23 protein-coding genes are annotated in these 20,282 nt (G+C 63.5%); 13 read left to right on the top strand and 10 right to left on the bottom strand.

The window, feature by feature from the left end; all coding sequences use genetic code 11:
• Positions 1 to 58 precede the first annotated feature (58 nt).
• From ACSFA7_RS19150 to ACSFA7_RS19165, 4 genes are all read left to right on the top strand, one after another.
• Positions 59 to 1,450 carry an acyclic terpene utilization AtuA family protein gene (locus tag ACSFA7_RS19150; protein ID WP_435500850.1) on the top strand — a complete coding sequence of 464 codons (1,392 nt, stop codon included), beginning with the start codon at positions 59 to 61 and terminating at the stop codon, positions 1,448 to 1,450.
• Positions 1,447 to 1,809, top strand: a complete 363-nt coding sequence (locus ACSFA7_RS19155) for an AtuA-related protein (RefSeq protein ID WP_435500851.1) — start codon at positions 1,447 to 1,449, stop codon at positions 1,807 to 1,809. The genes ACSFA7_RS19150 and ACSFA7_RS19155 overlap by 4 nt, the downstream gene beginning before the upstream one ends.
• 45 nt (positions 1,810 to 1,854) lie before the next feature.
• A complete protein-coding gene (locus ACSFA7_RS19160) occupies positions 1,855 to 2,829 on the top strand; it encodes a Bug family tripartite tricarboxylate transporter substrate binding protein (RefSeq protein ID WP_435500852.1) in 975 nt (324 codons plus the stop codon).
• Between the two features lie 64 nt (positions 2,830 to 2,893).
• Positions 2,894 to 4,990 carry an alpha/beta hydrolase domain-containing protein gene (locus ACSFA7_RS19165; protein WP_435500853.1) on the top strand — a complete coding sequence of 699 codons (2,097 nt, stop codon included), beginning with the start codon at positions 2,894 to 2,896 and terminating at the stop codon, positions 4,988 to 4,990.
• A gap of 56 nt (positions 4,991 to 5,046) precedes the next feature.
• Here the strand turns inward: ACSFA7_RS19165 and ACSFA7_RS19170 are convergent, their stop codons facing one another.
• Positions 5,047 to 5,958, bottom strand: coding sequence for a LysR family transcriptional regulator (locus tag ACSFA7_RS19170; protein ID WP_435500854.1), 912 nt, complete (start codon positions 5,956 to 5,958; stop codon positions 5,047 to 5,049).
• Between the two features lie 102 nt (positions 5,959 to 6,060).
• Between ACSFA7_RS19170 and ACSFA7_RS19175 the strand changes: the two genes are divergently transcribed.
• Entirely contained in the window at positions 6,061 to 6,387 is a 327-nt protein-coding gene (locus ACSFA7_RS19175; protein WP_435500855.1) for a nuclear transport factor 2 family protein, read from the top strand.
• Positions 6,384 to 7,166, top strand: coding sequence for an SDR family oxidoreductase (locus ACSFA7_RS19180; protein WP_435500856.1), 783 nt, complete (start codon positions 6,384 to 6,386; stop codon positions 7,164 to 7,166). The genes ACSFA7_RS19175 and ACSFA7_RS19180 overlap by 4 nt, the downstream gene beginning before the upstream one ends.
• A 52-nt stretch (positions 7,167 to 7,218) precedes the next feature.
• Here the strand turns inward: ACSFA7_RS19180 and ACSFA7_RS19185 are convergent, their stop codons facing one another.
• The gene (locus tag ACSFA7_RS19185; RefSeq protein WP_435500857.1) at positions 7,219 to 7,998 is read right to left on the bottom strand and encodes an NAD(P)H-dependent oxidoreductase; all 780 of its coding nucleotides are present in this window, start codon (positions 7,996 to 7,998) and stop codon (positions 7,219 to 7,221) included.
• Between the two features lie 92 nt (positions 7,999 to 8,090).
• Here ACSFA7_RS19185 and ACSFA7_RS19190 point away from each other — a divergent pair, with 92 nt between their 5' ends.
• From ACSFA7_RS19190 to ACSFA7_RS19200, 3 genes are all read left to right on the top strand, one after another.
• Positions 8,091 to 8,990 carry a LysR family transcriptional regulator gene (locus ACSFA7_RS19190; RefSeq protein WP_435500858.1) on the top strand — a complete coding sequence of 300 codons (900 nt, stop codon included), beginning with the start codon at positions 8,091 to 8,093 and terminating at the stop codon, positions 8,988 to 8,990.
• Positions 8,991 to 9,240: 250 nt separating this feature from the next.
• Positions 9,241 to 9,801 (top strand): hypothetical protein, encoded by a 561-nt coding sequence (locus ACSFA7_RS19195; protein ID WP_435500859.1) that lies wholly within the window; start codon positions 9,241 to 9,243, stop codon positions 9,799 to 9,801.
• Positions 9,802 to 9,987: 186 nt separating this feature from the next.
• Complete coding sequence (locus ACSFA7_RS19200; protein WP_435500860.1) at positions 9,988 to 10,455, top strand: hypothetical protein; 468 nt, start codon at positions 9,988 to 9,990, stop codon at positions 10,453 to 10,455.
• 134 nt (positions 10,456 to 10,589) lie between these two features.
• Here ACSFA7_RS19200 and ACSFA7_RS19205 read toward each other — a convergent pair whose 3' ends face one another.
• The 3 genes from ACSFA7_RS19205 to ACSFA7_RS19215 all read right to left on the bottom strand — a co-directional run bounded on the left by ACSFA7_RS19205 (position 10,590) and on the right by ACSFA7_RS19215 (position 12,939).
• Positions 10,590 to 11,033, bottom strand: a complete 444-nt coding sequence (locus ACSFA7_RS19205; RefSeq protein ID WP_435500861.1) for a cupin domain-containing protein — start codon at positions 11,031 to 11,033, stop codon at positions 10,590 to 10,592.
• A gap of 149 nt (positions 11,034 to 11,182) precedes the next feature.
• The gene (locus ACSFA7_RS19210; RefSeq protein WP_435500862.1) at positions 11,183 to 11,824 is read right to left on the bottom strand and encodes a dihydrofolate reductase family protein; all 642 of its coding nucleotides are present in this window, start codon (positions 11,822 to 11,824) and stop codon (positions 11,183 to 11,185) included.
• Between the two features lie 188 nt (positions 11,825 to 12,012).
• On the bottom strand, positions 12,013 to 12,939 hold the full coding sequence (locus ACSFA7_RS19215; protein ID WP_435500863.1) for a LysR family transcriptional regulator: 927 nt from the start codon (positions 12,937 to 12,939) through the stop codon (positions 12,013 to 12,015).
• A gap of 141 nt (positions 12,940 to 13,080) precedes the next feature.
• Between ACSFA7_RS19215 and ACSFA7_RS19220 the strand changes: the two genes are divergently transcribed.
• The 3 genes from ACSFA7_RS19220 to ACSFA7_RS19230 are packed head-to-tail and all read left to right on the top strand — an operon-like array spanning position 13,081 to position 15,390.
• Positions 13,081 to 14,565 (top strand): MFS transporter, encoded by a 1,485-nt coding sequence (locus tag ACSFA7_RS19220; RefSeq protein WP_435500864.1) that lies wholly within the window; start codon positions 13,081 to 13,083, stop codon positions 14,563 to 14,565.
• Between the two features lie 2 nt (positions 14,566 to 14,567).
• Entirely contained in the window at positions 14,568 to 14,924 is a 357-nt protein-coding gene (locus ACSFA7_RS19225; RefSeq protein WP_435500865.1) for a hypothetical protein, read from the top strand.
• 58 nt (positions 14,925 to 14,982) lie between these two features.
• Positions 14,983 to 15,390, top strand: coding sequence for a hypothetical protein (locus ACSFA7_RS19230; RefSeq protein ID WP_435500866.1), 408 nt, complete (start codon positions 14,983 to 14,985; stop codon positions 15,388 to 15,390).
• 70 nt (positions 15,391 to 15,460) lie between these two features.
• On the opposite strand, the gene ACSFA7_RS19235 is transcribed toward ACSFA7_RS19230, so the two are convergent.
• Positions 15,461 to 16,501 (bottom strand): alpha/beta hydrolase, encoded by a 1,041-nt coding sequence (locus tag ACSFA7_RS19235; protein ID WP_435500867.1) that lies wholly within the window; start codon positions 16,499 to 16,501, stop codon positions 15,461 to 15,463.
• Here ACSFA7_RS19235 and ACSFA7_RS19240 point away from each other — a divergent pair.
• The gene (locus ACSFA7_RS19240) at positions 16,427 to 16,849 is read left to right on the top strand and encodes a hypothetical protein (protein ID WP_435501322.1); all 423 of its coding nucleotides are present in this window, start codon (positions 16,427 to 16,429) and stop codon (positions 16,847 to 16,849) included. The genes ACSFA7_RS19235 and ACSFA7_RS19240 overlap by 75 nt on opposite strands.
• Positions 16,850 to 16,889: 40 nt before the next feature.
• Here ACSFA7_RS19240 and ACSFA7_RS19245 read toward each other — a convergent pair whose 3' ends face one another.
• From ACSFA7_RS19245 to ACSFA7_RS19260, 4 genes are all read right to left on the bottom strand, one after another.
• Positions 16,890 to 17,543, bottom strand: coding sequence for a hypothetical protein (locus tag ACSFA7_RS19245; RefSeq protein WP_435500868.1), 654 nt, complete (start codon positions 17,541 to 17,543; stop codon positions 16,890 to 16,892).
• Complete coding sequence (locus ACSFA7_RS19250) at positions 17,506 to 18,180, bottom strand: DUF1444 domain-containing protein (RefSeq protein ID WP_435500869.1); 675 nt, start codon at positions 18,178 to 18,180, stop codon at positions 17,506 to 17,508. Before ACSFA7_RS19250 ends, ACSFA7_RS19245 begins: the two co-directional genes overlap by 38 nt.
• Before the next feature lie 185 nt (positions 18,181 to 18,365).
• Positions 18,366 to 18,986, bottom strand: coding sequence for a hypothetical protein (locus ACSFA7_RS19255; RefSeq protein WP_435500870.1), 621 nt, complete (start codon positions 18,984 to 18,986; stop codon positions 18,366 to 18,368).
• A 220-nt stretch (positions 18,987 to 19,206) separates the two neighbouring features.
• A complete protein-coding gene (locus ACSFA7_RS19260) occupies positions 19,207 to 20,100 on the bottom strand; it encodes a DMT family transporter (RefSeq protein WP_435500871.1) in 894 nt (297 codons plus the stop codon).
• Positions 20,101 to 20,282: the final 182 nt, after the last annotated feature.

The following is a 20,282-nucleotide window of genomic DNA, read 5'->3' on the forward strand; positions in this document are numbered from 1 at the left end:
CAATTGATCCAGATTTTCGATTTTACGGATCGAAACCATCTGCCTACATTGCACCTCGATGAATGCCCAATCACTGCCCCCTTTGCTGATCGGCTGCGCGGCTGGTTTCTCCGGCGACCGCACCGATGCGGCCGGGCCGGTGGTCGATACGTTGATCGCGCGGCTCGCCGATGGACCGGCCGGGCAGCACGCCTTCCTGATCTTCGAGACGCTGGCCGAGCGCACGCTGGCGCTCGCGCAACTGCGCCGCCGTGACAACCCCGAGGCCGGCTACGAGCCGCTGCTCGATGCCATGCTGCGGCCAGTGCTCGCACGTTGCCTTGCGCATGGCATCCGCATCGTGAGCAACTTCGGCGCAGCCAACCCGCGTGCCGCGGCGCGCCATATCGCCCGCATGGCGCGCGAGTTGGGTGCGGATGCGCCACGCATCGCGGTGGTGGAGGGCGATGACCTCTCGGGCGCCGAGCGCCTCGCGCTGCTGAAAGACGCGCTCGGCGCACAGATAGAAGGCTTGCGCGTCGTCAGCGCCAACGCATACATCGGCGCCGAGCCCATCGCCGCCGCGCTCGACGCAGGCGCGCAGATCGTGGTGTGCGGCCGGGTGGCCGACCCTTCGCTCACGGTCGGTCCGGCCATGTCGCACTTCGGCTGGCACGCCGACGACTGGCATCGCCTCGGCCGCGCAACCATGGCGGGGCACCTGCTCGAATGCGGCGCGCAGGTCTGCGGCGGCTACTTCGCCGACCCCGGCTACAAGGACGTGCCGGGGCTCGAAGCGGTCGGCTTCCCGATCGCCGAGATCGACGCCGACGGCCACTGCACCATCGGCAAGGCCGACAACACCGGCGGCCTCGTGAGCGAAGCCACGGTGAAGGAGCAACTGCTGTACGAGGTACACGACCCGGCTGCCTACCTGACGCCCGACGTGGTAGCCGACATCGCTGAAGCCGAGGTGCGCGCGCTGCCCGGCAAAGACCGCGTCGAACTCTCCGGTGTGCGTGGCCATGCGCGGCCGAGCCACTACAAGGTCAACGTCTGCCACGAAGGCGGCTGGTTGGCCGAAGGCGAAATCTCCTATGCCGGCCCACGCGCCGAAGCCCGGGCCCGGCTCGCGGCGGACGTGCTGCGCAAGCGGCTCGACGGCCTCGCGCTGCGCGTCGACCTCATCGGCGCGCTGAGCATCCTCGGCGACGACGCCGGCCGCGCGCTCGCCGACACGCCCGACGCGGGCCTGCGCGACGTGCGCCTGCGCGTCGCCGCCACGCATGAAGAGCGCGCACAGGCCGAGCGCCTGGCACGCGAAGTGATGGCGCTCTACACCTGCGGCCCCGCGGGCGGCGGCGGCGTGCGCACCGCGCTCACGCCAAGGCTCAACACGCTCTCGTGCCTGCTGCCGCGCGACTCGGTGCCGGTGCGTTTCGAATTGCTCGACGCGGAGGCGCTGGCATGAACGCGCAAGACATGATCGAAGTCCCGCTCTACCGCACCGCCCACGGCCGCACCGGCGACAAGGGCGATCGTTCCAACATCAGCGTGATCGCATGGCGCGCCGAGTTCTACCCGCTGCTGCTCGATCAGCTCACGCCCGAGCGCGTGGCCGCGCAGTTCCGTCACCGCGCGCCATCGCAGGTGCAGCGTTTCGTGCTGCCGAAGCTGCACGCGATGAACTTCGTGCTCGATGCGGTGCTCGACGGCGGCGTCAACGATGCGCTGAACCTCGATGCGCACGGCAAGGCGCTCTCGTTCCTGCTGCTCGACATGCCGATCCAGATACCGCGCGCGCTTGAACCCTTGCTGGCCGGGCCGTAGCTGCAGCGTTCCTTTTTTCCTACTCATCCATCCGGAGACAAAACAATGAAACGATTTCCCCTCGCCGCTGTGACCGCGATCACCACGGCACTCGCGCTGAGCCCGCTGCTGAGCCACGCACAGGCCTTCCCCGAAAAATCCATCACCTTCGTCGTGCCCTTCGCGGCCGGTACCGCCACCGACCAGATCGCCCGCGCGCTCGGCAACAGCATCACGGCCGAGACCAAGCAGCCCGTCATCATCGACAACAAGGCGGGCGCGAGCGGCTTCATCGCCTCGCAGAACGTGGCCAAGGCGCCGGCCGATGGCTACACCGTGCTGATCACCACCAACACCACGCACGCAGCCAACGAGCACCTGTTCAAGAAGCTGCCCTACGACCCGGTGAAAGACTTCGCCCCTATCGCCGCGCTCGGCAAGGGCGGCCAGATCATGGTGGTGAACCCGTCGTTCCCCGCGAAAACCGTGGCCGAGTTCGTCGCGCTCGCGAAGAAGGAACCGGGCAAGTACAGCTTCGGCAGCGGCAGCTCGTCGAGTCGCATGGCGGGCGAGCTGCTGCAGCAGATGGCTGACATCAAGCTGCTGCACGTGCCCTACAAGAGCAACACCCTGGCCGTGACCGACCTGCTCGGCGGGCAGATCCACATGATGATCACCGACACCGCCACGGGCCTGCCGCAGGTCAAGGGCGGCAAGCTGCGCGCGCTGGGCATGTCGAGCGCCAGTCGCTCGCCGCTCGCGCCTGACGTGCCCACCATTTCCGAGGCCGGCGTGAAGGGGTATGAGATGGGCTACTGGTTCGCGGCCTACGCGCCCGCGAAGACGCCGCCTGCTGTCGTCAAGCGCCTGAACGAACTGCTCGTGAAGGCCGCGAAGAGCGAGTCGGCCAAGACTGCCTTCTATGAACCGACCGGTACCGAGGTGTTCACCACCTCGCCCGAGGAGCTGGCGAAGTTCCAGGGCGGCGAATCGCAGAAGTGGGGCCGCATCGTGAAGGCGGCCGGCATCGAAGCCGAGTGATCCCCGCGCCGTAGCGGAGATCGGCGCCGCGCAGAACACAGAACACCACAACAGGAGACAAACCATGAAACGCTGGAGCCTTGCGGCTGCCACGGTGGCTTCGGCCGCCCTTTTTCTGAGTGCCTGCGGCGGGAGCGGCGGTGGCGGCGGGGGCTTCGTGCTGCCGCCCGTTGCCGGCACGCCGCCACCCGTCACGCAACCTCTGGCCGCCACCGCGCCGAAATTCAAGCTCGCGATCAGCAAGACCGAAGATGTGCCCGGCACCTTCGGCACTGTGGGCGCCTACGAGAAGATCAGCGGCACCTTCACCGGCGAGGTCGACCCGAAGGACGCGCGCAACGCGATCATTCAAGACCTGCAGCTCGCGCCGCTCAACGCCAACGGCAAGGTCGAGTACAGCTCCGACTTCGTGCTCTTCAAGCCCAAGGACATGAGCAAGGCCAGCGGCGTGCTGCGCTACGACGCGCCGAACCGCGGCAACATCGTGAATCTCGATCCGTACTTCGCCTCGCGCGGCTACGTGTTCCTCACGGCCGCATGGCAGGGCGACGTGCCCGCGGCAGCCGGCAAGCTCACGCTCAACGTGCCGGTGGCGAAGAACGCCGATGGCAGTAGCATCACCGGCACCTACCGCGCCGAGCTGCTGCCCACGGTGGCGACGAACGATTCGCTGCCGCTGCCCGGCGGCCCGTTCAACGCGGCAATGCAGGCCTATGCGACTGCGAGCCTGGACAACACCAAACCCGGCTACGTGCTCACCCGCCGCATCAACGAGGGCGATGCGCGCCAGCTCATTCCGGCGAGCGAATGGAAGTTCGCCAAGTGCGGCGCGGGCGCATCGTTCCCCGGCACGCCCGACGAGACCAACGTGTGCCTGAAGGACAAATGGGACCCGGCCTACATGTACGAGCTGGTCTACATCGCGAAGGACCCGAAGGTGATGGGCCTCGGCCTTGCCGCGCTGCGCGACATGATCACCTTCTTCCATCGCGATGCGAGCGATGCGGCAGGCACGGCCAACCCAGTCGCCGCAGCGATAAAGAACACCATCGCCTCGGGCGTCTCGCAGTGCGGCAACTTCATGAAGACCTTCGTGCACCTGGGCTTCAACGAAGATCGCGCGGGTCAGAAGGTGTTCGACGGCGTGTTCGCGCAGATCGCCGCGCGGCAGACCAACATCAACATGCGCTTCTCCATCCCCGGTGGCGGCGGCGGCGTGCGCAGCGACCACACGGCCTTCGGCCAGGCCGGCACGCGCGGCCTCTCGAAGGACTACGTGGACGACGTGGCCCAACGCCGCGGCGGCATCCTCTCGCGCTGCGAGGCGAGCGGTACATGCCCCAAGCTCTTCATCGGCTTCAGCGGCACGGAGTTCTACGTGCTGCAGGGCTCGCCGCTGCTGACGGATGCATGGGGCACCACCGACCTCGTGCAGCCGGCCAACGCGCGCATCTACTACTACGCGAGCACGCACCACCTGCTGGGCCTTGCATCGCTGCCCGGTGCGAGCGCAGGCGCGCTCTACACGACCAACGGGAACACGGGGGTCATACCTGTCGTGCGCGCCCTGTACCAGAACCTCGAGGAGTGGGTCGTGAACGGCACCACGCCGCCCGACAGCCAGGTGCCGAAGCTTGCGGACGCCACGCTCGTGCGCCCGGCGCAGGTCAAGTTCCCGGCCATTCCGGGCGCGAATTACACGGGCCTGGTCAACACCTATTCGCTGCTCGATTGGGGCCCCAGCTACCGCCCGCAGGACGAGACCGGCATCGCCACCCAGGTGCCGCCCGCGTACCTGGGCCGCGACTACGCGATCCTCGTGCCGCAGGTGGATGCGGACGGCAACGACGTCGCCGGCATCCGCAGCCTCGACGTGGCCGTGCCCGTGGGCACCAACACCGGCTGGAACTACACGAACAAGCCCGGCACCATCGACCAGGCGGGGCTCTTCGGCGCGTACTTTCCGTTCGTGAAGACAACCGCGCAGCGCGCCGGTACGACCGACCCGCGGCTCTCGCTGCAGGAGCGCTACACCGATCAGGCGGGCTACGTCGCGGCCGTGACGAACGCAGCCAACGACTTGGTGGCCAGGCGCTTCATGCTGCGCGTCGATGCCGACGCGGCGATTGCGAACGCAAACGCCAGCCCCGTGTTGCCCTAGGTGTGAAGAGTCAAGAGGTTCCTTCGTGACTTTGCGGCTGTGCCAACAGGCCCTCGCTAGAACCGATCGAACGGTTTTCGATCCAGCAGACAGTCGATGAACGCACCGAGGAGGGCTGGTCGATGCTGCCTGCTCGGATAGTAGAGAAACAGCCCCGGGCGCGAGATCGACCAGTCCGCGAGGACTTGGACCAGCCGCCCCTGGGCCAAAAGCTCTCCCACGCCATCTCGCTCAAAGTGATAGGCAATGCCCAGGCCGTTCAGCGCAGCAGCGACGCCGATGTCAGCATGATTGGTGACGACGGGGCCTTCCACCGCTACTTCGAGTCGTTGCCCGCGTTTCTTGAACTCCCAGCGATAGTGCCTGCCGTCCATCTGGAGCCGCCAGTTGATGCATGCATGGTTATGCAAATCGGCAGGTGACTTGGGTGTTCCTCGACGCGCGAGGTAGTCTGGGGACGCTACGGCAATCATGTTCAGGTCCGGCGTGAGGCGGACGGCAACCATGTCTTTTTCAAGCCGGTTCCCCACGCGGATGCCCGCGTCAAAGCGGCCAACGACGATATCGGCGAGCGCGTCGTCGACCACGATGTCGAGAACCACGTCAGGGTGTGCTTGATGGAAGCGTGAAAGCCGGGGCGCAATGATGGTTCTCGCTGCGATCCCCAGCGTGTTGATGCGCAGCGTGCCGCTCATCTGTCCTGTCGCCTCACTCGCTTCAGAGACTGCAGCAGCCATCTCTCGAAACAACGGAGCTATGCGCGTGTACAGAAGCTGGCCACTTGCCGACGGCGCGACGCTTCGAGTCGTGCGATTCAGAAGACGTGCGCTGATTCGGCTTTCGAGCTGACGGATGGTCTGGCTGAGTGCCGAAGGCGACAGGCCCAGATGCTCTGCGGCCCGCGCGAAGCTCTGACGCTCCACGACGGCCACAAAGGCCTTTAGTTCGGCAAATTCGGATCCACGCATTATGTATTCGTTGCTACACAGCCAATCCAGATTCTAGGATATTCACTAAATTCACTTCGGCGCGCATCCTGAGGCCTTCAGTGATCCCATGGAGCCGACAACGTGAACACCTTGACCCTTCCCGAGCCAATTGCCGCGTACTTCGCGGCTGAACACAACCCTGAAGCCTTGGCGCATTGCTTCACCGCGCAAGCCGTCATGAAGGACGACGGTCATACCTACACGGGCATCAACGCCATCAAGGCCTTTATGGCCGAGGCATCGGCCAAGTACAGCGCGACGAGCGTGCCGTTCGCCATTGAGCGGGAGGACGGCTTCCAACTCGTCCGAGCCAACGTCACCGGCAACTTCCCTGGCAGCCCGATCGTTCTGTCCTACCGCTTTCGTCTTGAACGCGGCCTGATCGCATCGCTGGAGATCACGGCATGAGCTTCGACCTTCATCTGAATGGGCTGCGGGCGGTGGTCACCGGCGGCACGCAGGGCCTTGGCGCTGCAGTCGTGAAAACCCTTGCAGAGGCCGGCGCTCGGGTGGCGACATCCGCGCGCACCATGCCAGCGCAGCCGTTGGAGGGGGTCACCTACGTGGCTGCCGACCTGTCGACGGCGGAAGGCACGAGTCACTTTGCTCAGGCCATCCTGCAGGATTGGGGCGGCGCCGACATTTTGATCAACGTGCTCGGCGGCTCGAGAACTCCCGGTGGCGGCTTCGCTGCGATCAGCGATGAGCACTGGTTCGCCGAGTTGAATCTGAACTTGATGCCTGCCGTGCGTCTGGATCGTGCGCTGCTTCCAGCGATGCTGGCTCAAGGCTCGGGCGTCATCATCCATGTCAGCTCCATCCAGCGCGTGCTGCCGCTGCCCGAGTCCACCACAGCCTACGCCGCGGCCAAGGGGGCCCTCACGACCTACAGCAAGTCGCTGGCAAGAGAGGTGACGCCAAAGGGAGTTCGCGTGCTGAGTGTTGCGCCGGGCTGGATCGAGACCGAGGCTTCCGTAGCGTTTGCGCAGCGGATGGCTGCGGACGCCGGAACGGATTACGAAGGCGGCAAGAAGATCGTCATGGATTGGCTGGGAGGAATTCCAGTGGGCCGCCCCGCCAAACCATACGAGGTTGCCGATTTGATTGCCTTCCTGGCGTCGCCGCGATCCGCTTCGATCGCAGGGGCCGAGTATCGGATCGACGGCGGCACTGTTCCTACCCTGTAGCCTGCAGCCGCGCTCCAGGCTTGTAGGGTCCGGTAGTGTTGACAGGCCCTGGTCAATCTGCGATGTGCGCCGCGAACCCGGTGCGGCCCGGCGCGATGTCGGGCCGCAGGGTGAGGGCAGGGATCTCGTAGTCGCCCGCGTTCTGCGGCCGGAATGCGATGGGCGTAGTCGTCCACAGCGCATCAAGACGATCACCGAGTTCTTCGGTGATCCGCGCATAGGCCGCGTCATCGACCTTGCCCGTGCGATACACCACGTACGGCGGCAGCACCTCGAAGCCCGGGTAGTACAGGATGCCGTGGTGGATGGGAAACAGCAGGTCGTCCATCGGCCCGTTGATGCCGCGCGGGCTGTAATGCGGCGCCCAGCCGCCGGTGGTGACCACCAGCATCGCGCGCTTGCCCGCCAGCGTGCCTTCGCCGAAGCGGTCGCCCCAGTGCGTGTCGGAGTGCTCGCCGATGCCGTAGGCAAAGCCATAGGCATACACCCGCTCGACCCATCCCTTGAGGATCGCGGGCATCGAGTACCACCAGAGCGGAAACTGGAAGATCACCGCATCGGCCCACAGCAGCTTGGCCTGCTCGTCGGCGATGTCGCCCGGCTGCGTGCCGTCTTCGAAGGCGCGCAGCGAATCGAGCACGGGATCGAAATGCGCGCCGGCCTCGACGTGCGAGAAGTCGGCCGCATCGAGCGGCGCCTTCCATTGCATCGCGTAGAGATCGGACACACGCACGTCGTGCCCGGCTTGCGTGAGGTGCTCCACCATGAAGTTTTTCAGCGATCCGTTGAGCGAACGGGCTTCGGGGTGGGCGTGGACGAGGAGGACTTTCACGGTTGACTTGCCTGTGGAATGAAGAACATGTCCGCAGGTTAGGAGCGATAGCGATATATTGGAAATGAATAGTTCAAATTCCAGCCATTGCCATGAACAATTTCAGCCGCCTCGACCTCAACCTGTTGATCACGCTCGACGTGCTGCTCGCCGAACGCAACGTCACCCGCGCCGCCGAGCGATTGAACCTGTCGCAGCCCTCGGTGAGCGTGCAGCTCGCCAAGCTGCGCGAGGCCTTCGCCGACCCGCTGCTGGTGCCCGCTCAGCGCGGCATGCGGCCTACGGCGCGTGCCGACGAACTGCGCGAGCCGTTGCGCGAAGCGCTGGAGTCACTGGGGCGCGCGGTGGCGTCGACCAAGCCCTTCGACCCTGCCGAGGCGACCACCACCTGGCGCGTGGCTGCGGCCGACTATGCCGAGTCGGCGATCCTGCTGCCGGCGCTGGCCGGGCTGCGCAAGGCGGCGCCGAACACGCGGCTGGCCGTGGTGGAGGCGGTGCCGTCGCGCATGGCGCGGCAGCTGGAGCATGGGGAGATCGATCTGTTCTTTCATACGAGCGTGGGCGCGCCGCCCGGGCTGCACCGGCGGGTGCTATTCAACGAGCGCTATGTGCTGGCGGGGAGGGCAGGGCATCCGCGGCTGAAGCGGCGGCCGACACTGGCGCAGTTCTGCGCGATGGAGCACGTGGTGGTGTCGATGAGCGGCGGCGGCTTCGTCGGGCCGACGGACGATGCGCTGGCACAGATGGGGTTGACGAGGCGCGTGGCGCTGTCGGTGCCGCACTTTCTTTTCATGATGTCGGTGCTGGCCGAGACCGACATGGTGGCGATGCTGCCCGAGCGATTGGCGCGCGGTGCGCCGGGGCTACGGGTGGTGGAGGCGCCGCTGGAGGTGCCGGGGTATGAGATGGCGATGCTGTGGCATGAGCGGCGGCATCGGGATGCGGGGCATCGGTGGGTGAGGGAGTGGATTGCGGGGAGGTGTGAAAGCTGAGGTGATTGCAATTCGGTGGCGGGCAGGTCTTCGAGAGATATGTCGGGCTGACGTAAATCGACTACGAGGAGACGCCCACTTGATGTTTCGACCTCGGCTTCAGATTGGTTGCAGACAGTCGGTGCACTATCGCGAATAGGTACTATCGGCCAGGACCGGTCGATCAGCCTTCGCCTCACGTAGCGCGGGCGCACTGAACCAGTCTCGGAAAACAATCAGTTGACCGAGTCCAGCCAGGAGGAGTGAACACATGCGCTTTCGGACTTTTCTCACCGCTGGCATCGAGGTGCTGCACCTGGGGGCACAGAAGGCGGAGAGCAATGCATGGCCGGCCGAGCACTGGCAGACGGAAAAAGGTCGGTGGAAGCTTTACACGCCGGCCATCGACGCACACTTGAGCGACGCTCTCTTTCCCATGTCATTCGGCTCATCCATTGAAGGATTTGTTCTATTGCTTGAGGTGGCGGACTTCGCATCGTGGAGTCATAGCAATTTCTTTGCAAAGGCCGACGGCTACGTGTCGTATCGGCACAAGGCGAAAGAGGTCTGGAGTGTTGGCCAACTCGACTGGCACGAGATAAAAAATCTCACGCCGAAAGGGCAACTTACTGCATATGCAGAGGCGTTGCGAATCGCGGTTTACAGAATTACGCAAGCTAAGCGACGGCCGAAAAGCTTTGATGTGGAGCAGTTCGCTCAGACCACCGCCGATCTACTGCAGCAAGCCAAGGTCTCCCAACTTTCACGTACGACGTACCTCAATTCACCAAGTCCTCGAGTAAGAAAATTGTCGAGCAGCGACAGGCGCTGAAACGTGCATCGCCGCTGGAGATTGAGGTCGATTTTTCATCGGCGTGCATGCCTTCTGCTAGTTCATAGCGGCGACTGAAGGGTCACACTGCATCAGTCGGATGACCGCTTTCGAGTCGTCCTTATGACTGCTTCGGCCCCATACCCACCGTCGTCGAGGGCGTAAAGCGGTCACTCGAACCCTTGGATGACGGATCCAACCTTAGGATGGTTACCCGACAAGCGCAGCTGGAATTCGTATGCATCAGCCATGGCGTATGCGAAGCTAGATGAGCTTCATACCTTTGAGAGAGCAATGGTCAAAAAGACAACGGAACAGAAAAATGCAGAGGAGCGTCGCTACATTGCTGCCAGTGCTGCGGCCAATGCGGTTGAGCTTGAGCCTTTTTTGACTGACCCCAATCAATCCATACGTGCCGTGGCGGCAATGAACCCGGATGCAGACGAAATGATCTTGGATCGTTTTGCGAATGACAAATTCTGGGGCGTACGTGTTCAAGTGGTGCGCAATGCCAATGTCAGCCACGCCACCCTGCGCAGGCTGTTGGAGTCTGATACGCGCAAACGCGGAGTAGTGCACCACGCAGCGCGCGCGAAGCTGGAAGAACGCGGTGTGGAATTTGGTGTTGATGGCATGCCGGAAGATGCGGTGTAGAAAATAACGCCGCGTTTCTGGAGCCCCTCTTGTTGTAAATGCGCCGCGAACGTCGGGTTCCACGTGAATTCGGGCGCCTCAGTGAGTGTCTGGTTATGGCCGCTTTTCGGCGCTGAGCGAACCCAACGCGCCGCTCAACCCGCCACAGTGACCCCATGGCGTTCAAGAACAGCCAGCAGTGTCGGAACATCAGGCGGCCCCGCTGGAACCTCATGATCGACAGCGGTAAACATCTGAGCGGCCAACGCGCCTTGCCCCGTGATCTCCAGCATCCGCCCACCACCCTTGCCGTACTGAAAACCGTGCACCGTTCCGCGCGGCACGTGCACGAGCGTTCCAGGATGGCACGCGTGAACGCGCCCGTCGCAGTGAAAGTCGATCTCGCCGTCGAGGACGTAGAAGGATTCGTCCCAATCGTGGCTGTGCGGCGGCGGGCCGGTTCCCTCGCTACCCTGTTGAAAGGTGATCCCATAGCTTTGGGTTGCCGCATTCGAAGCCAGGACGGTGACGTGCGTGCCAAGCACATTCAGAGGAACTTCGCGTTGATCGCGCGTCAGGACAAAGTACGGAATCGTCATGTTCCATCCTCCAGATCGGGAGTGCGATTTTGCGCGCCGCACCAGGGGCGCACAAGCCATTACGCGAAGCGCATCAACTCTCTCTGCCGCAATCCAGATCACGTTCTCAAGATACGTCGATACGCAGTCTCCAGAATGATCGATGCCTTCTACTTCCTCGCGAATTTCAGATGCACCACATCCGGCGTCGCGACCGTCTTCACCATGGCCAGGCCCTTCAGGGCATCGGCGTCCTCGAACAAGCGTTCACCGCCACCGAGCAGCGTGGGCGCCAGGTGAAGCTGCACTTCATCGACCAGGCCCGCCTTCAGATACTGTCGCGCAACATGGGCACCGCCCGCGAGAGCCACGTCTTTTTCGCCCGCCGCACGTCGGGCCTGGTCCAGCGCGCTTTCGATCCCATCGGTGACGAACGTGAAGGTCGTGCCGCCCTCCATCACCAGCGGCTCGCGCGCGTGATGCGTCAGCACAAACACCGGATGGCGAAACGGCGGATTGCGGCCCCACCAGCCATCCCAGGGATCGGTCGTGTTCCACGGCCCCGGGCCGCCGCCGAACATGTTGCGGCCCATGATGGTCGCGCCGATGTTGGCGAGTTCTTCCTCCATCACCGGCGTGCTCTCGTTCACCACGCCGCCCTCCATGCCATGCGGGCGCCGCCAGGCTTCCAGGTCGAACACCCACTTGTGCAATTGCTCGCCACCAGTGCCTAGCGGCTCTTTCAAACTCTGGTTTGGACCGGCGACGAAACCGTCCAGCGACATCGAGATCCTCAATCGAAGCTTTGACATGCTGCTCACTCCTTGATGCAAGGCATTCCTGAAAAAACGGTGGGAGGGGGCCCCGACGTGTTCAGGGCGTGGAACGCGCAGCGAGTCTAGGAGTTGCGGACGGATGCGGCAATGACAACGGAGCCTCGGTTTCTGCCAGGCAGGGCTCTGTGACGAAGCCGGCGTTCAAGGTCGATGCTCGAACGCAATCACGGCGCCTTCGTCCGTTCGTTCAACGGCCGGCAAACCTCCAGCACCACCCCGCGCAGCCACCGATGCGCAGGATCCCGATCGAGACGCGGATGCCACATCTGCGAGACGGTGATCTGCTCCGTGGGCATCGGCAGTGGAAACGAGCGCAGCGTGCCCCGCGCCCTCAGGTGTTCGAAGTAAGAGGACGGGATCAGTGCCACCAGATCGGTCGCGGCCGCGATCGACAAGGCGGTGCTGAAGCTGGGCACGACGACCGCCGCATTGCGCACCAGGCCCATCGCTGCGAGCGCAACGTCCACCGGCCCCTCGGTCCGGCCGTGGCGCGAAGTGACCACGTGGTCGCAGGCCGCGTAGCGCTCGGCAGTGATCGCGGGCCCGGCGAGCAGGGGATGGCTCTCGCGCACCACGGCGACGAAGTGGTCGCGAAACAGCGCCTGCACCCGCACCTCGGGGCCGGACTCACCGAGCACGCCGATGTCCAGATCGATCAATCCTTCGCGCAGGGGGCGAACGTCCTTGTTGGGCTTGGGTGCGAAGCGCAGTCGAACGCCGGGCGCCTCGTGCGCGGCGCGCGCCACCAGCTGATGCGCGAAGCCCTCGATGAAGCCGTCGTTGGCCCGTATGGTGAAGAGGTGCTGGAGTGTGCGCGGGTCCAAGTCCGCGCCTGCGGGGTGAAGCACCGCGCGTGATTCCTGCACCAGCTCCCTCGCGCGATCGCGCAGTGCCAGCGCATGCGGCGTGAGCACCATCGCGCGACCCGCGCGCACCAGGAGCTCATCCCCGGTCGATTCCCGCAACCGCGCGAGCGCGCGGCTCATGGCCGACTCGCTCAGGCCCAGGCGCTCGGCGGCTTTCGCGACGCTGCCCTCGGAAAGGAGGGCGTTCAACGCAAACAGCAGGTTCAGGTCGGTGTCTGTTGGCATGGCCCGCAAGCTATCACGGCTGCGCCAGTTTCGACAGGCGTCGCATGCAGGAACAAGCTGCGCGCCACGCGCTGGGCAAGCCGTGTGCGCGGTCCTAAGCTGACCTGACGCGATAAAGCGTGCCTCCTCCAGTTGCCAATCATGTTGTCATCCACGCTTCAACCGAATGCTTCTTCCACTTCGGCCCGCACCGTCCAGACCCAAGAGGCGAATGCGGCGCACGACGCCGATGGCCTGCCGCTGCCCCGGCGCCTTGCAGCCGTCGCCGCGATCCTGGGGGCGGGCGTGCTGGTGGTGCTCGACAGCGCCATCGCCAACATCGCGCTGCCGATCATCGCGCAGCAATTGCAGGCGACACCCGCCGATGCCGTCTGGATCGTCACTGCCTACCAGCTGGCCGTGGTCATGTTCCTGTTGCCGGCGTCTGCCGTCGGGGAGCGGTTCGGCTATCGGCGCGTGTTCGCCGGCGGCGTTGCGTTGTTCACCGCGGCGTCGGTGCTGTGCGCGTTGGCCCCGTCGCTGCCATGGCTCGTGGCCGCACGGTGCCTTCAGGGCCTGGGCAGTGCGGCCGTGATGCCCCTTGGACTGGCGTTGCTGCGCTTCACCTATCCACGTCGATTGCTGGCGCGCTCCATCGCCTGGAACGCGCTTGCCGTCGCGGCCGCTTCGGCGGCGGGCCCCACCCTTGGCGCTTTCATACTCTCCGCGGCAGGCTGGCAGTGGCTCTTTGCGGTGAACCTGCCGATCGGCCTTGTCGTGCTTGCCGCCTGCGCAGGGTTGCCGAGCCCGCCGCGCTCGGCGCGCCAGATCGACGTGTGGAGCATCGCGCTCAACGCGGCCTTGTTCGCTGCCTTCGTCATGGGAAGCGACCGGCTCGTGATGCATCCGTTGCAAGGTGGTGCGTTGCTCGGGTTGTCGGTCATTTGCATGATCCTGCTGATACGGCGTGAGATGCCCAAGGCGGCACCGTTGATTCCGCTCGACCTGCTGCGCGTGCATTCCTTTCGGGTCTCGGTCATCGCTTCCGTGTGCTGCTTCACCGGCCAGATGGCCGCCCTTGTGGCGCTGCCGTTCTACATCCAGCACGAACTCGGCCAGAGCGCGGTGACCGCCGGCCTCTTGATGACCCCCTGGCCCCTGGCGGTGATGCTGGCCGCGCCGCTGTCGGCACGCCTGGCCGAACGCGTGCCGACAGCGTGGCTGTGCGCGGCAGGGAGTGCGTGTTTCGCGCTGGGCCTCGCCCTGTGCGCGCTGTGGCCGCTGCACGGCAACTCGATGTTGCCGATCGCGGTGTTCACGAGCCTCGCCGGCCTGGGCTTCGGCTTCTTCCAGACGCCCAACAACCAGAACATGCTGCTCTCGGCGCCCAAGGAGCGCAGCGGCGCCGCCGGTGGCGCCCAAGGCACGGCGCGGCTCACGGGGCTGACGCTCGGCAGCCTGGGGATGAGCCTGGCATTCGCGTTGCTGTCGCGGCACAACGCGGTGCACTGGGGGCTGGGGATGGCGGCCCTGGCCGCGTTGGCCGGGAGCGTGGTGAGCTTGCTCCGGAGCCCTGTGCGCACGCGTTGGTCGGATAGCATCCCGTCACCCCACTTTCCACTGCCTCGCAGCACAACGAATCGCTGAACATGCGTACTGTCATCTACTACTCGCTGATGCTCCTGCTCGGATTTGCCTGGTACAAGTTCGGGCAGAACTTGCTTCGGAAGGGGCGGTGGAGCGAGAGCGGCGAACGCACCGAAGGAATCGTGGGGCCAGTGGGATTCCTGGTGACCGCAGTCTTGGGGTGCTGCCTCCTGTTCGCCTTGTTGCGCGCACTGATTCAAGGTGAGGTGTCGTGTCTCGGCAAGGCTTGCAAGATGCAGGTCTACACCCTTGCGACCCAGGCTGGGGAGTACTGGGCCAACGTGTTCTTCCTGACGTGGATGGTGCTTGGCCTTGGTTATGCGATGTATGTGACGCTCAAGATCTGGTTTCGAGCGTAGCGGCCTGCCGAACACCGAGACAGCAATCAAGAGGCGATTCAACGCAACTGATCGACGGATGGAAATGCCGATTTCTGCACGAAGACTTCGAGCCGCCGAATCGCTCACTCCGGCGCTGATCCGATCCTCGATGAGGAAGATTTTCCCGAAGAAGAACGACTATGGCGAGGCTTCGTTCGAAGAGCTTCTGCCTGAGCTCGCGAAACTCGGCATCAAGACCCGAGGCCAGTTTGCGGCACTCATGACTCATTATCGAAAGCGACTCCGGCGAATCGACGGTGAGCGGCTTGATGCATGGCATGAACGCTATTACCGCTCGGAACTGGGTGGCCAGTTTGTGAGTGATGCCCTTCGTCGTCAGTACTGGTTTGCCTATCCTGCACTTGTTCGCATTGCGCTCGAACTGGAGTTTGGCGGCGAGGCCGTCACCTGCAACCGCTTCGAGGCGTTGCCGACGACGACTTAGGGGCCCAGAGCAGCCGTACAGCGTCGACAACAAACGGCGCTGCGAGCAGTCTTATTGGACGTCAAGCATCTCATTGCCATATCTCTCGTAGAAACCTAGCCTGACGATCCAACACGCCGTCTCTAGTTGGCCTGTCAAGCACGTGCCCCTGTCCTTCAAGAGCGATAAGTTCGCACCGGCTTCCCAAGCCTCGCGCTCGCTCGCAGAACACCCTGCTCCGCTCGATCGGGGTGGTGTGATCTGCGTCGCCCTGCATGATGAGAGTCGGAGCAATACTTCTGGTCAAAGTATGTGTGGGGGACAAAGACGAAGGCTTTCCGTGTCCTTTCATCAGATCACGAAACAACCCGTCTGAGACGGCATCCACTACGGGTGAGACGAGCAGTATTGCGTCGGGACCGCTGTTGCCAGAACTACCCTCTGGAGAATCGCAGCCGACCGTCGCCGCAGACGCCACGAGTTGGCCACTCGACGAGATTCCCCAGACTGCCACCCTCGATGGCGCAAGGCCAAGCCTGCCGGCATTCTTTCTCAGGAACGCGAGCGCGGAGCAAACGTCTGAGAACGATTCGACTGGCGAATTCGTTGCATCCGCCAGTCTGTACTCGAGAACCACGGATACAAACCCCTTTTCAGAAAAGTATCGCGCCGATCTGAAGAGCTGTTCGGGGCTACCGCGCGACCATGCGCCGCCTTGTACCAAGAGGATGGCAGGCCGCGCACTACCCGCGACGTCTGCAGGCGGAAACTCGAAAACTCGAAGATCGCGACCGGCGATGTTTCGGTACACCGAAGCGTTCGGTGGTGCGACCTGGTTCGTTGGGTCTTCTGCAGCTCGCGGTGATGTTGCGAGAGTTACTCCAGCCAGAAGTCCAAGCGCAACAGTGCAGAAGCGGCGCAATTTTCGCGAGATCAGAGAGGCTTTGTTTTCACGCATCGAAAGTCTCCTCTTGGCCGACTGTAGCCGTACGAGATGAAGGCACAAAGGGCTCGGAGCGGACTTGGGATCATGCCTGCCTCCTCCGCCAACACCAGCATGCCCACGACCATCGCGGACGCGAAGCACCGATTTGCAAAGCATTTCGGCGTCGACCTGAAGACATCGAGCCATGGTGCACGGCTGAACTCCTGGCCGGTGGTCCAGCTGGGACGTCTGCGCCTTGATTTACCGTCCGGAATGCTCTTGATCCTGCCCGTACTTGTGGTGGTGTGCCTCGTTTTCGTGGCGTCCCTGGTCATCGAGCGCCTCCTCGGGCGCAGCCGCAGGGAGTTCGAGAAACCGGGGTGGTATTGGGTCGCTGCCTCTGTGTTCTTGCCACTGGGCGCGTTGGTCTACCTCTACGTGAGCCTCGACAGCCCATACATCTACGGTCTCTACGGCGCTGCTGGCGGGGTGGCCAGTCTGGTTGCCCAGTGCATCTATGGGCGGAAGATCGAGCCCGGCGTGAGCCAGGGCTGAGGGGCCGTTCCTGGCCGACGGTTGTCATATGTGCATCGCGTCAGCGAGACGCTGGGTCTTGCAGGCGTTTCTGCACAGACTGTCGGGCGCGCTCATTGAGCTGCCGAAACTCGCCGATCAACTTGTCGCAAGACACTTTCTGCGCTTCGCACAAGGCTGTTGTTTCAATGGAGACATCACCGTTGTCGACAATCTTGATTGCACGGCGAACGACGGCGGGATGCGCGTAGTGGCCAGCAGGCGTGAACGACCATTGCGTAGACAAGGGTCCTGGCTCGTTGATGATGATCCAACTGTCCGGCTTGGTGACCGTCACCGAAGAACCGGGCTTCTCCTTCAGCGCCCGCATTGCTTCTTCGACGCTTCCGTACCCAATGACGGATGTCTTCCTCTCCGGGCCAGGGCCTGGTAGCTCAGACGGTTGCGATCGAACTTCGCCGATGCTTGTGACAAATAACCCGCCCGCGAAGATCGCGCCAAGTTGAAGTCGGCACACGAAGCGTGAACAGGCCACGCCGGCATTCGTGATAAAGAATTGCCCGCGCCCGGCACGGAGTTTTCGTTCGCTTCTGTCTTGTAGCATGATCGTTAAGAGTCGCGACGACGATTGAAGACCGGGCGTCCGGTTTTGGTTGATTGCAACCTCAGGGCGACCACTACTGAACTGGCGGTTGAAATACCGACCATTTGTCATCTTTGAAAAGGTAGAGCGCCGAGGAGATGCGCGCCTTTTCACTGCTGCTATGCAAAAAGGCAATGCCTTTGCGGAGGCCAGAAACGGCCTTGGCGTCTGCTAGTGGCGCGTACAACAGGCCACCGCGCTTCGCTACGGCGACAACGATGCCGTCTCGGTGGTCTCTGCTGATACCTCTCCAAAACTCACGGTCTAGAAAATAGCTGCTATCAAAATCAGGGGCTCTGCCTTTAACTTGCTGTAGGTCGTTCCATGGCACGGAAGAAGGATTGCCGTAGACCCTCTTTACGTTATTCATGGCGACGGCGACCGCCTTCTCGGGTGAGAGACCGAAGCGCTCCAAGTCCTTCATTGATGCGCTACGCATGGAATTCGGGCTGTCAAAGACAAACCGGATATGCATATCGCCGATGTATTGAAACCAGGCGGGGTACTCCACAAACTTGGTTCCGTTTGGCAGCGTCCCTTCGATCTTGCCGATTGCGATGAGTGCATCAGTCTGTCTGTTCTGGTGCGGCAACTCTCGCAGGACGACCATCAAATTGTCGACTGATTCGGCTGAAGCGGACTTATCTTGCGCATGGCCTGCAATGGAGGTCATAAGCAATAGAGCCGTCAGAGCGCGGCGTCGTTGCATCGGATGGTGCCTAAAGGTTGTCGAGGCCAATGTAACTGGTGTCTGAACGCCAAGGACAGAGCATTGACTGCAAAAGCTGGGAAGCAGTCGCGCTACCAGACCTTGTACCAAGGCTTCGTCTCACTCGGGCTCTCGGGAACCGCCTGTAGCTGGCGATGAAGCTGCCTCATGAATGATCGGTAACCCTACCGTACCAGCGTGATCGCGAGTTCTCCGATCGGGGCACGCTCCAACTCGATTCTCTTGCCGCTCGAAGAAGACACGTAAATCGGTGTCTTGCCGGCCATCGCGATGCTGCCCTCGGGCCGAAGTTGGGCAACGGCTGCAGGAATGGCAAGTCGCTGCGTGTAGAAGACGATGTAGCGTGCCGCTGGAGGGATGCGAATCCCTCCGAACATGTGCGCGTTGTTGTCACCACCGAACATCCGGCCTTCGACGAACTGCATGTTCAGAGGGCCTGCCAGAAGAGGCTTGAACTGGCGATCGAGCAGAAGCACGACCGGATGCAGGTACTGTCCGATCAGCGGGCCGTTGAAGTAACTCTTCACCATGAGGCCGCGATTTACGGTCTCCTCGATCTCGAAGCCTTTCAGATAGCTCTTGTTGCCGTCGAAGCGAAAGACAGGTGAGTTTTCGTCGAGAGGGAATTGGGTGGAGCCCCCGGTGGCGAGTTTCTCGTAGCGGAACTGGGACACGTCGGTGCAGCACACCTTCTTTGTCTGCAAGGTGGCTTCGCGCTCCGCGGCGGGGATCGCATGGCAACCCGCGAGCACCAGTGCAAGGGCTGCAGCGGCAATGCTTCGCATGAACTCCTCCTGTTGTTCGGTTTCGACGAGCCTAACCGGGGAGGCGGTTCGCTTCAATCCTACGGAAACCGGTGGTGCTTGCAACTAAAGCCAGTCGCCCGTAGCCGCCATCGTACCGATGAAGAAGATCCAAGCCGCGCAGAGAAATTCGACGATCAGAAGCAGATGAACCGCACCGGCGCGCGCGCCGGGGATCGAGTTCGTGAACGAGCGCCGCGGCTCAGACCGCCTGCCGCTTCTTCCCCGCAGACCTCGGCGCCTCGCTCCGCGCCAACCACAGTCCGCTCGCAATGATCAACGCGCCGCCGCCCAGCGTCCATGCATCGGGCGTGGCCTGCCAGAACAACCAGTCCAGCACGAGCGCCCAGGCAAGGGCGCTGTATTCGAAGGGGGCGATGGCAGCGGCCTGGCCGTGGCGGAAGGCCTCGGCGATGGCCATCTGGCCCAGGAAGCCGCTGATGGCCAGGCCTGCAAGCGCCCACGCGTGCTGAGGCTGGATCGGCACCCATTGTGGCGCCGACAACAGGCTGCCGCCGACCGCCATGCCGGCCGTGGTCCAGAAGACCAGTGCGGCGCTCGATTCGGTGCGGCTGATGAGCCGGCCCAGCACGTTCGACAGCGCATAGCAGACCGCGGCCACCAGAATCGCCACGGCACCCGCCGAGAGGAAGGCTCCCTGCTCGGGCCGCAGCGCGATGACGACACCGATGAAGCCCAGCCCGATGGCGACCCAGTGCCGCGGCAGGACCGACTCGCCAAGCAGCGGCACGGCGATGAGCACCATCAGCAGCGGAGCGATGAAAGTGAGTGTGTAGGCCTCGGCAAGGCCCAGGGTCTTCAGGCCATGGACGAAGAGCACGAGCATCGTCATGTTGAGCACGGTGCGCAGCAGGTGCAGACGCCAACGCACCCGGCGGTTGAAAACGCCGGAAGCCTCACGCCGCCAGGCGATGTAGAGGCACACCAGGGGCAAAGCCGTGAGACCGCGCAGTGCCATCACCTGCACCGGTGGGTAGTGTCCGGCCAAGCTCTTGAGCAGCGCGTCCATGCAGGCGAAGAAGGCGCAAGCCAATAGCATCGCAGCGATGCCGCGCAGGGTTCCGGTCGAGTGCATGAGCGGGCAATGGCCAGGGGGAAGGGACTTGTTCTTGATCGCAGGGGAGAGATGCTGCGAATGTCTGGTCCTGGCCGAGGGCGCAAGTCTAGCCTTGGCCAGCGGCAGCAAGCAGCCGCCCGGCCAGGACCTGGCATTCGCCCTCGTGGCACGATTCGGCCCTGAAGCAATCCCCGCGCGGG

The sequence above is a fragment of the Variovorax trehalosi genome (assembly GCF_051216415.1).
Lineage (GTDB): Bacteria > Pseudomonadota > Gammaproteobacteria > Burkholderiales > Burkholderiaceae_C > Variovorax.